This window comes from Gluconacetobacter takamatsuzukensis, assembly GCF_014174275.1.
GTDB classification, from domain to species: Bacteria; Pseudomonadota; Alphaproteobacteria; order Acetobacterales; family Acetobacteraceae; genus Gluconacetobacter; species Gluconacetobacter takamatsuzukensis.
The window spans coordinates 141,049-155,124 of record NZ_JABEQK010000007.1; the positions used below are offsets into that span (position 1 = coordinate 141,049).

Sequence of the window (14,076 nt, forward strand, 5' to 3'; positions counted from 1 at the left end):
AATCAGCCCAGGCCCCCCAAACGGCCAACGCGGCCGATCCCGGCATGGAACAGGCTCCGATCGCCTATGTCGGCGGCATGCCGCCGGTCATGGACCACATGATCTACAGCCACGCGCTGCTGGACGAATTCGAGGCCCGCGCCGACGGCCATGGCGGCCAGTTCCGCTATGACGGCCAGGCCTGGTTCGGCACCGACTACGACAAGCTGTGGCTGAAATCCGAAGGCACGGTCGGCACCGACGGCCGCTTCGGCGACGGCGACCACGAGGCCCTGTACGACCACGCCATCTCGCGCTATTTCGACGTGCAATCCGGCGTGCGGGTCGACCTCGATAACGGCCCCACCCGCGCCTGGGGCGCGGTGGGGGTGGAAGGCCTGGCGCTCTATTTCTTCCAGCTGGAGGCCACGACCTATTTCAGCGATCGCGGCGCGGCGGCCCGGTTGCAGGGATCGTACGACCTGCTGCTGACCAACCGGCTGATCCTCCAGCCCCAGGTGGAGATGAATGTCTACTCCACCAACGACCGCGCCCGCGGCAACGGGCGCGGCCTGTCGGACATCGATACCGGCCTGCGCCTGCGCTACGAATGGCACCGCAAGATCGCCCCCTACCTGGGCGTCACCTACACCAGCAGCTTCGACCAGGCCGCCAGCATGGCCCGCACACGCGGCCGGCAGGTCCACGCGCTGACCGTCACGGCCGGACTCCGGCTATGGTTCTGATCCCGAACAAATCCGTTGACGATGGACCGACCGTCCAGAAACATGAAACCCGGCGCGGGCGATGTACATCCCGGCACGGGTCAAGGGAAATAACCATCCTCATGGAGGGCAATCATGCGACCGGCAAAAAAACCGGAGACGATCCTCATCGTCACAGGCACGTCTTTTCTCCTCTCGCTCGCCACCTTCTCCCGGCTGCATGACGGAGATACGATGGAGGTCCTCTTCTCGTCCCTCATGCTGGCCGGCTCCCTGACAGCCCTCCTGGGCGGCTACCTGAACTACAGGGCGTCGAAAAAGAAATAGAACACGCGTTCCGATCCCCTGCCCACCCCGCCGGAAAACAGCAGAAAAGCAAGAACAACCTCGATGATCCCGAACCTTTTCAGAACAACGCTCCCGCTCGCCGCCCTGCTGGCCACGCTTCCCATCCTCCCCGCCGCCGCGCAGAAAAGCGGCACGGCGCAGGGCATGTCCGGCATGGCGGGCATGGACATGTCGGGCATGGACCATGCCTCCATGAGCATGCAGGGCCCGATGGAAACCATGCCCGGCATGCAGCCGCCCGGCCATGCCCGCCAACCCGGCCGAAAGCCGGCCAAGACCCCGCAGGCCGATTGCCGCGCCACCACGGGCGGGTCCGCCGCCGCCTCGGGCTGCATCGCCCCGGGCACCGCGATCCCCGAAACCATGCCCGAGGCCGTGCGCGAACGGTGAGAGCCTGACCGTAAATGCGCGCTGGTGGCGATCCGACGCGTGTCCGCTGTGCGCCGAGGCTCACAGCCATCAAGGCCGCTCCGCTCCGGTGCTCGCGGACACACGACGGGCGTGGCCCGGCGGCCCGCTCTCGCTCACCAGTCCACATGTACGCCCGGGCTCCCGAGAGGCGCGGAGGCAAACCCGCGCCCGGACGACCCGGCGCCTGTCCGTGCGCCGGCCGCGATCAGCCGAACCGTTCGCCGACCATCTCCTCGCTCTCCGCCCACAGCGCCTCGGCGCGCGCGGGATCGACGGCATAGGCCCTTACCCCGCCATCGATCAGGCTGATCGGCCGGTCGTCGGGCACCACGGGGGCGACATGGCAATCCTCGCAATAATGCCCGCCCACGGCATCGGCCTTCGCCACCACCCCGGCCCAGACCGAGGTCGCGGCCCCCTGCGGAACGGTCTTGAACCGGAAAGGCGGCTTGCCCTCGGCGGCGGCGCGTTCGTTGATCTGCGCCACCATGGCCTCGATCTGCCCGGGCCCCATATGCCGGGCCAGCTCGGTCACGATCCCGCCGGGATGCACCGCCGTCGCCCGCACCCCCCGCGCCCGGTGCTGCGCATCGAAGGCGACGGCAAACAGGATGTTGGCGGTCTTGGACCGCCCATAGGCCTGGAACGGATCGTACGGCGTCCGTTCGAAATTCGGATCGTCGAGGTCGATATCGGAAAAACGATGACCGGACGAGGCCAGGCTGACCAGCCGCGCCCCGGCACCCATCAGCCCGGCAATCCGGTTGACCAGCACGAAATGCCCCAGATGATTGGTGCCGAACTGCGTCTCGAACCCATCCTTCGTGTGGCCCAGCGGCGTGGCCATCACGCCGGCATTGGCAATCACCAGGTCGAAGGGCAGGGCGGCCGCATTCAGCGCATCGGCGCAGGCCCGCACGCTGGCCAGGTCGGCCAGGTCCAGCGCGACCAGCTCCAGCGCACCCCCGCCGCGCTGCGCATCGGCCCGCACCTGCGCCGTCGCCCGCTCCGCCTTGTCCAGGTCGCGCGCGGCCCCCACCACATGCGCGCCATGCGCCGCGAGAGCCCGCGCCGTCTCGACCCCAAGCCCGGCCGAAACCCCGGTCACCAGCACGCGCCGCCCCGCAAGCGAAACACCGGAAAGAACATCGTCAGTCGTGGATGTCGCACCAAAAACCTGTGCCATCATTGGCCTCCAGCCGAAAAGGGAGTTATGTGGAAGCATGCTCCGCTTACAGATATGCGGAGGATTCCTCCGTTTAACAAGAGGGCAAGAGGGTGGACGGGGAAAAATTATCGCGCCGCAAGCCGCGCAGCGACGGCCAGCGCAACCGGCAGCGCCTGCTGGAAGTCGCAAAGGCCGCGTTCCAGGCAGGGGAAACCGACATCCCGCTGGACGAGGTCGCCCGCCGCGCCGATGTCGGGATCGGCACGCTCTACCGCCATTTCGCCAACCGCGATGCGCTGATCGAGGCCATCTACCGCAACGAGCTGGACCGCCTCGCCGCCGCCGCCACCGACCTGGCAAGCGCCCACCCGCCGGTCGAGGCCCTGCGCGCATGGATGCTGCTGTTCGTGGACTATATCGCCGCCAAGCAGGTGATCGCCCCGGCGCTGAACAGCCTGATGTGCGAAACTGGCGCCCTCTACGCGGCCTCCGCCGACATCATCAAGGGCACGATCGACACGCTGGTGGCCCGCGCGGTCGCAACCGGCGACATCCGCCCGGACCTCGACCCGCTCGATTTCCTGCGCGCCCTGGTCGGCGTCTCCAACGTCGCCGCCGCCCCAGGCTGGTCCGCCAGCGCCCGCCGCCTGGTCGACATCCTCATCGCCGGCTCACGCCCGGTCTAGCCTATCCGATCGGCGGGGGAGGGACGACGCCCTCAGCGCACCGGCAGGCTCGCCCTGGCCGCATCGTCCAGGGCACGCTCCGCCCACTGGTTCAGGCTCACGCCCGACAGTTCGGCCGCCAGCGCCGCCCGCGCATGCACTTCCGGCGCGACGCGGAACATGATCTTGCCGCTATAGGGTTTCTCGGGGCTCTTCCCCACCTCTGCGCAGGTGGCGAGGTAATCGTCCACGGCATCTTCGAAAGCGGCCCGCAATTCGCCGACGCTTTCACCCTCGAACGTCACCACGTCGTTGATGCCGGCGATCCGTCCCGCGAACACGCAATCCTCGGCCTCGAAGGCGACGCGGGCATGATAGCCCTTGTAGGTCATCGTGCTCATGGCGTGATTCCCATTCCTTCCAGATAATCCCGCACGGCCCGCACCTGATACTGCCTTGCTTCCTTGCGGGGATGCGGCCGGTGGATCGCAAGGATGCGCCCATTGCGGACAAACTTGACGCGAGACCCGCTTCCCTCGATCGCCACGCACCCCAGCGCCGTCAGCAACGCCTCGATCTCCATCCACGCCAGCGTGGCGCCCGCAGGTCGGGCGAAGATCGCGGCGAGGACAGCGCGTTGCTTGCGGTTCATGCAAGCATACGCAAGCAACGACACAATGCAAGCAAAAAACGATAGCTATATCACCGAATTGACAGACACTCCCGCAATCCCTAACCCAAACGAATAAAAGTCTTTTTGCTTCTTTTTCTTCAGAAAAAGAAGCCCGTCCTCACCCCCCGGCCACCACCTCCCGGGCCAGATCCCGATAAGACCGCAAAGGCCGCCCCAGCATCCCCGTCAGTCGTTCCACATCCCCCGCCTCCGGCACCATCCCGTCGCTCTGGAACCGGTCGGCCATCTTGCGCATGTCGTAGGCCATCCAGGCCGGGGCAAAGCGCCGCAGCGTCTGTTCGAAGGCGGCGGTATCATTGCCCGCATGCACGACCGGCCGCCCCAGCACATCGCTCCAGATCCCGGCGATGGCCCCGCCGGTCAGCAGGTCGGGCCCGACCAGGTTGAACCGCTCGAACGGCAGCGGCGCCGGCGCCCGCGCACGCTTCAGCAGCGCGAGGGCGGCGATCTCCCCGATATCGCGCACATCCACCATGGCCAGCCCCCTGTCGCCCACCGGCATCGGATAGACCCCATGGCCGAACACCGCATCCTTCACGCCGACATCGTTGTTCATGAAATAGGCCGGCCGCAGCACGGTCGCATGCAGCCCCGTCTGCTCGATCATCCGCTCCACCGCATGCTTGCCGGCAAAATGCGGAACATCGGCATAAACATCGCTATGGATCACCGACAGGTAGACGATCCGCCCGATCCCAGCTTCCCGCGCCAGGTTCAGCGTCACCAGCGCCTGCGTGAATTCGTCGGGCACGACGGCATTCAGCAGAAACAGCGTGTCCACGCCCGCCAGCGCCGCGCGCATGGAATCGACGTCCAGCATCTCCCCCTGCGCCACGGCCACGCCGGCGGGCAGCTTCGCCTTGGCGGGGTCGCGCACCAGGGCGCGGATATCGGCCCCGCGCCGGGCCAGCTGGGCCACGACCTGCGTACCGACGGTGCCGGTCGCACCGGTAACGAGAATGGTCATGAGAATGCTCCATGGTTCAAGGACACGCCCATCACGTTACCGATCCACATACGGCCCGGTAGGCGCTATATCTGAACAGTCAGTCTCACGGGTGGAACGGTCATGGATCTTCTGGCGCTCGCGGATTTCAACCTGGTCGCCCGCCATGGCGGCGTCGGCCGCGCCGCCCGCGCGACCGCCCGCCCCAAGGCCACCCTGTCGCGCCGTGTGGCGGAACTGGAGGAAAGCCTGGGCTGCCGCCTGTTCGAACGCGGCGCGCGCACCCTGAAACTGACCGAGGAAGGCCGCGCCCTCCACGAACGCACCGCCATCCTGCTGGGCGAAATCGACGATGTGGCGGCCGCCATCGGCGCCGGCGCGGCCCGCCCGCGCGGCCGGCTGCGCATCAGCGCGCCGCAGGTCTTCGCACACGTGGCAATGGGCCGGCTGAGCGCGCATTTCGCCCTCCGTCATCCGGACGTGCAGCTGGAGGTCACGGCTGAAGACCGCACCGTCGACCTGGTCGAGGACGCCTACGACCTCGTCATCCGCGTCAACCCGCGCCCCGACGACGACCTGACCGGCCGCTGCTTCCTGCATGATCGCCTGGTACTGGTCGCGGTTCCCACCCGCCCGCGCCCGGCGGCGGGCGAACCCGTCCCGGCCATCCTGCGCGCCGGCGCCGCCCCCACCCGCCCATGGCGCATCCAGGGCGCGGAGGGCCTCGCCGAGATCACGCCGAAGCCGATCCTGAAACTGTCGTCGCTGATCATGGTGCGCGACGCCGTCCACACCGGCATCGGCGCCGCCGTGCTGCCGCTGTCGATGGTCGCGCACGACATCGCGTCCGGCCGCCTGGCCCGCTGGGGCGACCTGGCGGGCGGCGAGGTGGAAATCTGGGCCCTCTACACCGCCCGCCGCCTGCTCAACGCCCGCGTCGCAGCCTTCCTCGACTGCCTGCGCGACGCCTTCCCGACCGGCACCTCCGACGAACTGTCACGCTTCCTCGCGTAACCCGTCGCACCGGGCCCTACGACCCGGCCTTCTCGCCCGCGCCGTCGTCGAAAATCTCCTCGATCGGCAGCGCGAAGAAGCGGGCCAGCCTGAAGGCCAGCGGCAGGCTGGGGTCATAGCGCCCGGCCTCGATGGCATTGATGGTCTGGCGCGACACGTCCAGCGCGGTGCCGAGCGCTTCCTGCGACAGGCCCCGTGCCGTGCGCAGGGCGCGAATATCGTTTTTCACCGGTAGCGCCGCGTGGCCACGGCCATCCCCAGCGACCACAGCACGGCCATGACGGGCCACACCGAAAACATCGAGATCTTTTCAAAACCGGCGGTTTCCAGAAACCCGTAGGAAAAGGTCACGATCGCGGTGCCGGCAAAGGCAAAGCCCAGCGCCTCGAACTGGATGCGGCGCTGCAATTCATCCATCCGGCCGAACTGGCGCATCATCACCCAGCAGACCCCCATCCCCGGCACCATCGGAAACAGCGCCACGACCGGCTTGCCGATGCCGGTCACAATCCCACGGTTCAGCAACGGCATCGCAACCAGCACGGCCAGCCCATACAGCACCAGGCACACGCCAAGCTCGATCAGATAACGCTTTTTCGACATCGACCCCTCCCTATGTAAAGCACGCTTTACACATATATCGGCCGGCAACCGGATATGTCAAACACGCTTTACATCCGAAGCGATCCCCGTTTCGTGACCACGCGCCCTGCCACACGCGCTGGGATTTAATAGACGATCGGTCTAAAAACACCCCATGGAAGCCACCGCACTCCCTCGTCGGCGCGGCCGCCCCCCACGCGCGCCCGACAGCCACGCGCAGACGCGCGAGCAACTGATCCGCGCGGGCGTCGCGGCCCTGACGGAGCAGGGGTTCACCGCCACCGGTCTCGACGGCCTGCTGCGCGGCGCCGGCATCCCCAAAGGCTCGTTCTATTATTATTTCGACAGCAAGGAGGCATTCGGCCTGGAACTGATCGACCGCTACGCCGCCTATTTCGCGGCCAGGCTCGATCGCAGCTTCGGGCAGGCGCAGGTCCCCCCGCTGGAGCGGCTGCGGCATTTCGTGGCCGACGCGGCGGCCGGCATGGCCCGGCACGATTTCCGGCGCGGCTGCCTTATCGGCAATCTGGGGCAGGAACTGGCGGTGCTGCCCCAGACTTATCGCCAGGCGCTGTCGGCGGTGCTGGCGTCATGGGAGGCAAGGCTCGCCACCTGCCTGGCCGACCAGTACGGGCAGGTCACCGCCCGCCGGTACGCTGCCTTCTTCTGGACCGGCTGGGAGGGCGCGGTACTGCGCGCCCGGCTGGAGCGGTCGGCCCGCCCGCTCCACCTGTTCATGGATGGATTCGCGGCCATGGCCGGGCGCTGAAGCCCCGCCTGCCGAAAGGAGATCAGACGATGTTCGATGCGGTGATGATCGAAAAATCCGCCGACGGCGCCCAGACGGTCCATGTCGGCCCGGTGGACGATTCCCGCCTGCCCGACGGCGACGTCACGGTGCGCGTCGCATGGTCGACGCTGAATTACAAGGATGCGCTGGCCATCACCGGGCGCGGCCCCATCGTGCGGCAATTCCCGATGATCCCGGGCGTCGATTTCGCCGGCACGGTCGAACGCTCGGCCCGCGCCGACCTGCCCCCCGGCACGCGGGTGGTGCTGAACGGCTGGGGCGTGGGCGAGCGCTGGTGGGGCGGCCTGGCCGGCCGGGCACGGGTCAGGGGCGAGTGGCTGGTGCAACTGCCCGACACGTTCACCACGCGGCAGGCGATGGCCATCGGCACCGCCGGCTACACCGCCATGCTGTGCGTGATGGCGCTGGAACGGCAGGGGCTCAGCCCCGCGCAGGGCCCGGTGCTGGTCACGGGGGCTGCGGGCGGGGTGGGCAGCGTCGCGGTCATGCTGCTGTCCCGCCTGGGCTACCACGTCGCCGCCGTCACCGGCCGGCCGCAGGAAGAGGAGTACCTGCGCGCCCTGGGCGCCGCCGAAATCCTGCCGCGCGCGGGATTCTCCACCCCGGGCCGCCCGCTGGAAAAAGCCCGCTGGGCCGGCGCGGTCGATGTCGCGGGCGGCGCGGTGCTGGCCAATGTCTGCGCGGCGATGCTGCCCGAAGGCGTGGTGACGGCCTGCGGCCTGGCGGCCGGCATGGATTTCCCCGCCACCGTCGCCCCCTTCATCCTGCGCGGCGTCACGCTGGTCGGCATCGACAGCGTCATGTGCCCCCACGCCCGCCGCGTGGAAGCCTGGCGCCGCCTGGCCGAACTGACCGACCCGCAGCGCCTGGATTCAATGGTCACCGAAATCCCCCTGACCGACGTCCCCCAGACAGCCGCAGCATTACTGGACGGCGAGGTAAGAGGACGCGTCGTCGTCAGCATCCCCTGAGAGGCTGTTCAAAAGCCCCGCTAGCGGCGGCCTGACGGCGGTTTCCTGCGCTTCGGTGCTCACGGCCATCAAGGCCGCTCCGCTCCGATGCTCGGAAACCACCGCCAGACGCGTGGCTGGCGCCACGCTTCCGCTCACTATCAGGGCTTTTGAAACAGCCTCTAACCGCCCAGGCTCAAGGCAAGAACGCGCTGGCGGCCACCCGCCGCGCGCGCCCGCTCACCCAAAGCCGCGCCATCACTCCGGCGCCCCATCCAGATGCGAGCGAAAGCGTGGCCCGGCGAACGTGGACAGCAGGGCGATCGCACACCCCGCGCCCCCCACCACGATCATCAGCGCCGGCGCCAGGTCGCCGCCCAGGCCCAGCGCGATCCGGTTCTGGATCAGCCCGGTGCTGGCAGCGATCAGGTTGCCGCACTGATAGGCCACACCGGGAAAGGTCGCGCGCACATCGGCCGGCGACAGCTCGTTCAGATAGGCCGGCACCACCCCCCACGCCCCCTGGATGCAGAACTGGATCAGCACCGCCCCCACGGCAATCCACAGCGGCGTGGTGGACAGCGCCCATAGCGGCAGCAGCGGCAGCGCCAGCGCGGCGGCCAGCGCAATGGCCCGCGCCCGCCCGATCCGCTCCGACAGCGCGCCGAAGCACAGGCCGCCGACAATGGCGGCGATGTTGTACAGCACCACGATCACGGTAATGGTCGGGTGCGGCAGATGCCGCTGCAACGCCAGGAAGATCTTCGGAAACAGGTCCTGCGACCCGTGGCTGAAGAAATTGAACGCCGCCATCAGGCACACCGCATACACCACCAGCCCGCGATAGCGCCGCAGGACCGACAGCATGGGCGGCCGGGCGGCACGGGGCCCCGCCGCCTGCTGCTGCCGGGCCAGCCAAACCGGGCTTTCCTTGACGTACAGCGCGACATAAATGACCGAAAGCCCCGTCGAGGCCCCCAGCACGAACAGCCCCTGCCAGCCCAGCGCCGGCAGCAGCAGGAACATCAGCGACGCCAGCAGGTACCCCGCCGGATACCCGGCCTGGAGCAGCCCCGACGCCGTACCCCGCCAGTGCGGCGGCACGGTCTCCATGGTCAGCGAGGTCCCGACCCCCCATTCCCCGCCCAGCGCCACGCCGAACAGCAGCCGCAGCGCCAGGAACACCGTCAGGTTGGGCGAAAAGGCCGACAGCAGCTCGATGGTCGAATAGGTCACGATGGTGGCCATCAGGATCGGGCGCCGCCCGTACCGGTCGGCGGCCCGGCCGAACAGATAGGCCCCGACCGGCCGGCTGATCAGCGTCAGCGTGGGCGCCAGCAGGATCGCCTCCAGCGAGGTCGAGAAACTGCGGGCCACATTGTCCAGCGTGAACAGGACGATGAAGAAATCGCAGGCATCCAGCGTCCAGCCCAGGAAGCACGCGGCAATGATATGCCGGGCATCGCTCAGGCTGCGGACGGGAGGGACAGCGCCGGTCGGGGGCAGGGGGGTCATGGTCGGGGCGGTTCCTTGTTGCTTTCCTCCGTTCTAGCCGCAACTGGCGCCGATGGCATGGGGGCCCCGCCACGGGCGGCCACACAGCCCCGCCGCCCGCCCCGTCAGGTTCGGCGCGCAGGGCAAAAGTTCGAATCACAAGTTCGAATTTCTTCCCGAAATGGCAGGATTCTTTCGAATCTATCACTTTCCTGTGATAGTTGTTCCCAAGCCCTTCGGCGTCGTTAGATTTTTTCAGGGCCCCCCAGCCCGGCATCTTCCTTTCCTCCTGATCATGAAGGGTACGTGGCATGCACCGTCACCAGCAGGAACAGGAGCCGTCGGGCCCGATCCGGGTCCTCTCGGTGGCGTCGGAGATGTTCCCCTTCGTCAAGACGGGGGGATTGGGCGACGTGGTCGGCTCGCTGCCGGCGGCGCTGCGCACCGAGGGCGTGCTGGTCACGACGCTGCTGCCCGGCTACCCGTCGGTACTCGACGCGCTGGAAGGCGCGGTGCGCGTGGCCGCGATGTCCCCCCTGCCGGGGGTCGAGATCTCGCTGCTGGAAGGCCATGCGGCCGGCCACCACCTGCTGGTGGTCGATTGCCCGCATCTGTTCCGGCGCAAGGGCAACCCCTACCTGGCGCCCGACGGCACCGACTGGCCCGATAACGGGGTCCGCTTCGCCTGCCTGTCGCGCGTGGCGGCCAGCCTCGCACAGGGCCAGGTGCCGGGCAGGTGCCCCGACCTGGTGATGGCGCATGACTGGCAGGCCGGCCTCACGGCGGCCTACCTGCATTACGACGGCCGGCCGGCCGCGCCGGTGGTGCAGACCATCCACAATCTCGCCTTCCAGGGCCGCTTCCCGGTGGCCGATCTCGAACGGTTCGGCCTCCCGCACCATGCTTTCGCGGTCGAGGGCGTGGAATGCTACGGCACGGTCGGCTTCCTCAAGGCCGGCCTGCTCTTCGCGGCGCGCATCGTCACCGTCTCGCCGACCTATGCGCGCGAAATCCAGTCCCCCGAATGGGGCATGGGGCTCGACGGGCTGCTGCGCGGCCGCGCCGACCGCCTGCGCGGAATCCTCAACGGTATCGACACCAACGACTGGAATCCCGAAACCGACCCGGCGGTGCTGTTCCCCTACCAGGTGGGCGACGTGGTCGGCCGCAAGCCCAACAAGCGGGCCTTCCAGGCCGAATTCGGCCTGCGGCAGGATCCGGACGTCTTCCTGCTGGGGCTGGTCAGCCGCCTGACGGGGCAGAAGGGCGTGGATATCCTGGCCGACATCGTCCCCCGCATCCTCGACGACCGCACGCAGCTGGTGGTGGTCGGCAGCGGCGATGTCGCGATGGAACGCGCGCTGGCCCGCCTGGCCCGCCAGTATCCCGACCGGCTGGCCTGCCATATCGGCTATAGCGAGCAGCTGGGCCACCGGATCCAGGCCTCGGCCGACGCCCTGCTGGTGCCGTCGCGCTTCGAACCCTGCGGCCTGACCCAGCTCTGCGCCGTGCGCTATGGCTGCGTGCCCATCGCCTCGCGCGTCGGCGGCCTGGCCGATACCATCATCGACGCCAACGAGGCCGCGATGACCAGCGACGTGGCGACCGGCTTCCTGTTCTCCCCGGTCGACGGCGACACGCTGGCGGGCGCGATCCGCCGCGCGGCCACCCTGTTCCGCCAGCCGGCGCGCTGGGCGGGGCTGCAACGCAACGGCGCGCGCTACGATGTCTCGTGGGGGCGCAAGGCGCAGGAATATGCCCGGCTTTTCCGCCGCGTCCTCGGCCGGGCCGAAATCGGCATGGCCGAATTCGACCAGTCCTCGGTGCGCCGCCGCCCGCCGCTGGCCGGCCTGTCCCAGTCCACGCGCGGCGCGCGGGCGGCCTACCAGGCGGCCCGGCGCGGGCGGGTCCGCGCCAACGACCCGTTCGGCCGGCCGGGCTGACGGCCCGCCGCCGCCTGCCGTCCCGCCGCGCCCGGCCGCCTCCGGCCGTCCGGCCCGCCCGCGCTCCCCGTCCAAGCTCCATGCCCGCCGGAATCCCGCCTCATGAACGTTGCTTCGCACGACAGCGCCTATATCCTTCCGCCGGAGACCGAAGACCTGCTGCGGGGCACCTGCCCCGACCCGTTCGCCATACTGGGGCGCCAGGCCCACGGGCGCTCGGACATCGTGCGCGCCTTCTGCCCCGATGCGCGGGCGGTGCGGCTGGTGGTGCAGCGCCCCCGCTCGGCCCCGGTCGAGCGCCCGATGCGCCGGGTGGACGAACGCGGCCTGTATGTCGGCACCGTCCCCGCCGGCGCGCGCTACCGGTTCAAGATCGGCTGGGCCGACGGGTGGGAGGAAACCGAGGACCCGTATTCCTTCGGCCTGCTGCTGGGCGATCTCGACCTGCACCTGTTCGCGCGCGGCGAACATCGCGACCTCGACCGCGTGATGGGCGCCCAGCCGATGGTGATCGACGGCGTGGCCGGCGTGCGCTTCGCGGTATGGGCCCCCAACGCGTTCCGGGTCTCGGTCATCGGCGATTTCAATGTCTGGGACGGCCGCCGCCACCCGATGCGCCTGCGCCACGCCGCCGGAATCTGGGAATTGTTCATCCCCCGCATCGGCCCGGGCGAGCGCTATAAATACGAGATCATCGACGCCGAGCGCCGCCTCCTCCCCCCCAAGGCCGACCCCTACGCGCTGGCGGCCGAACAGCCCCCCGCCACCGCCTCGGTGGTCGCCGACACCTCCCCCTTCCACTGGACCGACGAGGACTGGACACGCGGCCGCGCCGCCCGGCAGGACAGCACCGCGCCGCTGTCGATCTACGAGGTCCATCTGGCCTCCTGGCGCCGCCCGGCGGGCGACCCCCACGGCATCCTGCGGTGGGAGGAGCTGGAACGGACGCTGATCCCCTACGTCGTCGACATGGGCTTCACCCATATCGAGCTGATGCCGGTGATGGAACATCCGTTCGACGGCTCATGGGGGTACCAGACGCTGGGGTTATACGCGCCCTCCGCCCGCTTCGGGGCGCCGAAACAGTTCGCGGCCTTCGTCGATGCCTGCCACCGCGCCGGGGTGGGCGTGATCCTGGACTGGGTGCCCGCCCATTTCCCCGCCGACGCCCACGGCCTGGCCCATTTCGACGGCTCGTGCCTGTACGAGCACGCGGACCGGCGCGAGGGCTACCACCCCGACTGGCACACGCTGATCTACAATTTCGGCCGCAACGAGATCCGGGGATTCCTGATCGGCAGCGCCCTGACCTGGCTGCGGCGCTACCATGTCGACGGGCTGCGCGTCGATGCGGTGGCCTCGATGCTCTACCGCGACTACAGCCGGCGCGAGGGCGAATGGGTGGCCAACATCCATGGCGGGCGCGAGAATCTCGAGGCCGTGGCCTTCGTGCGCGACCTCAACGCGACCATAGCCGAACTCTGTCCCCACACGCTGATGATCGCCGAGGAATCGACCGCCTGGCCGGGCGTCAGCTGGCCGGTGGCCGATGGCGGGCTGGGCTTTGCCTACAAATGGAACATGGGCTGGATGCACGACACGCTGGCCTATATGGGCCGCGACCCGGTCTGGCGCCGCTACCATCATTCCGAAATCATGTTCGGCCTGCACTACGCTTTTTCAGAACGCTTCATCCTGCCCCTGTCGCATGACGAGGTCGTGCACGGCAAGGGCTCGCTGCTGGAGCGCATGCCGGGCGATAGCTGGCGCAAACATGCCGGCCTGCGCGCCTATTTCGCCTTCATGTGGGCCCATCCGGGCAAGAAACTCCTGTTCATGGGCGGCGAACTCGCCCAGCCGCACGAATGGCGGGCGGATGGCGAGGTCGCGTGGTACCGGCTGGACCAGCCGGAAGGGCGCGGCATGCAGGCCCTGGTCCGCGACCTCAACCGCCTGCACCGCGCCGTCCCCGCCCTGCACCGCGCCGACTGCACGCCCGACGGGTTCGACTGGCTGATCGGCGACGATATCGACAACGCGGTCTTCGTGTGGCTGCGCCGGGCGCCCGACGCCGCCCCGGTGCTGGTGGTGTGCAACATGACGCCGGTGCCCCGCCCGGCCTACCGCGTGGGCGTGCCGTGCGGGGGCTACTGGCGCGAACTGCTCAATTCCGACGGGGCCGAATATGCGGGGTCGGGCATGGGCAATGGCGGCGGCGCGCAGGCCGAACCCGAGCCCGCGCACGGCTGCGACCATTCGTGCGTGCTGCTCCTGCCGCCGCTCGCGGTGCTCTACCTCACGCCGGAGTGGGCCTATGGGGGCTGA

16 protein-coding genes are annotated in these 14,076 nt (G+C 68.9%); 9 read left to right on the forward strand and 7 right to left on the reverse strand.

Annotated features, from left to right (window positions below; genetic code table 11):
- Positions 1-44: 44 nt before the first annotated feature.
- The 3 genes from HLH27_RS10595 (at position 45) to HLH27_RS10605 (ending at position 1,442) form a co-directional block, all read left to right on the forward strand.
- On the forward strand, positions 45-725 hold the full coding sequence (locus HLH27_RS10595; protein ID WP_246375753.1) for a copper resistance protein B: 681 nt from the start codon (positions 45-47) through the stop codon (positions 723-725).
- Between the two features lie 114 nt (positions 726-839).
- Complete coding sequence (locus HLH27_RS10600; RefSeq protein ID WP_182949997.1) at positions 840-1,031, forward strand: hypothetical protein; 192 nt, start codon at positions 840-842, stop codon at positions 1,029-1,031.
- Between the two features lie 63 nt (positions 1,032-1,094).
- Positions 1,095-1,442 carry a hypothetical protein gene (locus tag HLH27_RS10605; protein ID WP_182949998.1) on the forward strand — a complete coding sequence of 116 codons (348 nt, stop codon included), beginning with the start codon at positions 1,095-1,097 and terminating at the stop codon, positions 1,440-1,442.
- Between the two features lie 226 nt (positions 1,443-1,668).
- Here HLH27_RS10605 and HLH27_RS10610 read toward each other — a convergent pair whose 3' ends face one another.
- Positions 1,669-2,649, reverse strand: coding sequence for an SDR family NAD(P)-dependent oxidoreductase (locus HLH27_RS10610; protein WP_182950093.1), 981 nt, complete (start codon positions 2,647-2,649; stop codon positions 1,669-1,671).
- Positions 2,650-2,741: 92 nt separating this feature from the next.
- Here HLH27_RS10610 and HLH27_RS10615 point away from each other — a divergent pair, with 92 nt between their 5' ends.
- Positions 2,742-3,317, forward strand: coding sequence for an SbtR family transcriptional regulator (locus HLH27_RS10615; RefSeq protein WP_182949999.1), 576 nt, complete (start codon positions 2,742-2,744; stop codon positions 3,315-3,317).
- Positions 3,318-3,349: 32 nt separating this feature from the next.
- Here the strand turns inward: HLH27_RS10615 and HLH27_RS10620 are convergent, their stop codons facing one another.
- From HLH27_RS10620 to HLH27_RS10630, 3 genes are all read right to left on the reverse strand, one after another.
- Positions 3,350-3,697, reverse strand: a complete 348-nt coding sequence (locus HLH27_RS10620; RefSeq protein ID WP_182950000.1) for a type II toxin-antitoxin system HicB family antitoxin — start codon at positions 3,695-3,697, stop codon at positions 3,350-3,352.
- Positions 3,694-3,948, reverse strand: coding sequence for a type II toxin-antitoxin system HicA family toxin (locus HLH27_RS10625; RefSeq protein ID WP_182950001.1), 255 nt, complete (start codon positions 3,946-3,948; stop codon positions 3,694-3,696). Before HLH27_RS10625 ends, HLH27_RS10620 begins: the two co-directional genes overlap by 4 nt.
- 139 nt (positions 3,949-4,087) lie before the next feature.
- Positions 4,088-4,957, reverse strand: coding sequence for an SDR family oxidoreductase (locus HLH27_RS10630; RefSeq protein ID WP_182950002.1), 870 nt, complete (start codon positions 4,955-4,957; stop codon positions 4,088-4,090).
- 102 nt (positions 4,958-5,059) lie between these two features.
- Here HLH27_RS10630 and HLH27_RS10635 point away from each other — a divergent pair, with 102 nt between their 5' ends.
- Positions 5,060-5,950: a LysR family transcriptional regulator gene (locus HLH27_RS10635; protein ID WP_182950003.1), complete on the forward strand. Its 891-nt coding sequence runs from the start codon at positions 5,060-5,062 to the stop codon at positions 5,948-5,950.
- A gap of 16 nt (positions 5,951-5,966) precedes the next feature.
- Here HLH27_RS10635 and HLH27_RS10640 read toward each other — a convergent pair whose 3' ends face one another.
- Both HLH27_RS10640 and HLH27_RS10645 read right to left on the reverse strand, forming a co-directional pair.
- Positions 5,967-6,179 (reverse strand): helix-turn-helix domain-containing protein, encoded by a 213-nt coding sequence (locus tag HLH27_RS10640; RefSeq protein WP_182950004.1) that lies wholly within the window; start codon positions 6,177-6,179, stop codon positions 5,967-5,969.
- Positions 6,176-6,553 (reverse strand): hypothetical protein, encoded by a 378-nt coding sequence (locus HLH27_RS10645; RefSeq protein WP_182950005.1) that lies wholly within the window; start codon positions 6,551-6,553, stop codon positions 6,176-6,178. The genes HLH27_RS10640 and HLH27_RS10645 overlap by 4 nt, the downstream gene beginning before the upstream one ends.
- A 154-nt stretch (positions 6,554-6,707) precedes the next feature.
- Here HLH27_RS10645 and acuR point away from each other — a divergent pair, with 154 nt between their 5' ends.
- On the forward strand, positions 6,708-7,322 hold the full coding sequence (acuR, locus tag HLH27_RS10650) for an acrylate utilization transcriptional regulator AcuR (RefSeq protein ID WP_182950006.1): 615 nt from the start codon (positions 6,708-6,710) through the stop codon (positions 7,320-7,322).
- A 29-nt stretch (positions 7,323-7,351) separates the two neighbouring features.
- A complete protein-coding gene (gene acuI / locus HLH27_RS10655) occupies positions 7,352-8,335 on the forward strand; it encodes an acrylyl-CoA reductase (NADPH) (protein WP_182950007.1) in 984 nt (327 codons plus the stop codon).
- Positions 8,336-8,572: 237 nt separating this feature from the next.
- Here acuI and HLH27_RS10660 read toward each other — a convergent pair whose 3' ends face one another.
- Positions 8,573-9,829: an MFS transporter gene (locus HLH27_RS10660; RefSeq protein WP_182950008.1), complete on the reverse strand. Its 1,257-nt coding sequence runs from the start codon at positions 9,827-9,829 to the stop codon at positions 8,573-8,575.
- A gap of 290 nt (positions 9,830-10,119) precedes the next feature.
- Here HLH27_RS10660 and glgA point away from each other — a divergent pair, with 290 nt between their 5' ends.
- Together glgA and glgB are read left to right on the forward strand one after the other, a co-directional pair.
- On the forward strand, positions 10,120-11,751 hold the full coding sequence (gene glgA / locus HLH27_RS10665; RefSeq protein ID WP_182950009.1) for a glycogen synthase GlgA: 1,632 nt from the start codon (positions 10,120-10,122) through the stop codon (positions 11,749-11,751).
- Between the two features lie 102 nt (positions 11,752-11,853).
- The gene (glgB, locus tag HLH27_RS10670) at positions 11,854-14,076 is read left to right on the forward strand and encodes a 1,4-alpha-glucan branching protein GlgB (protein WP_182950010.1); all 2,223 of its coding nucleotides are present in this window, start codon (positions 11,854-11,856) and stop codon (positions 14,074-14,076) included.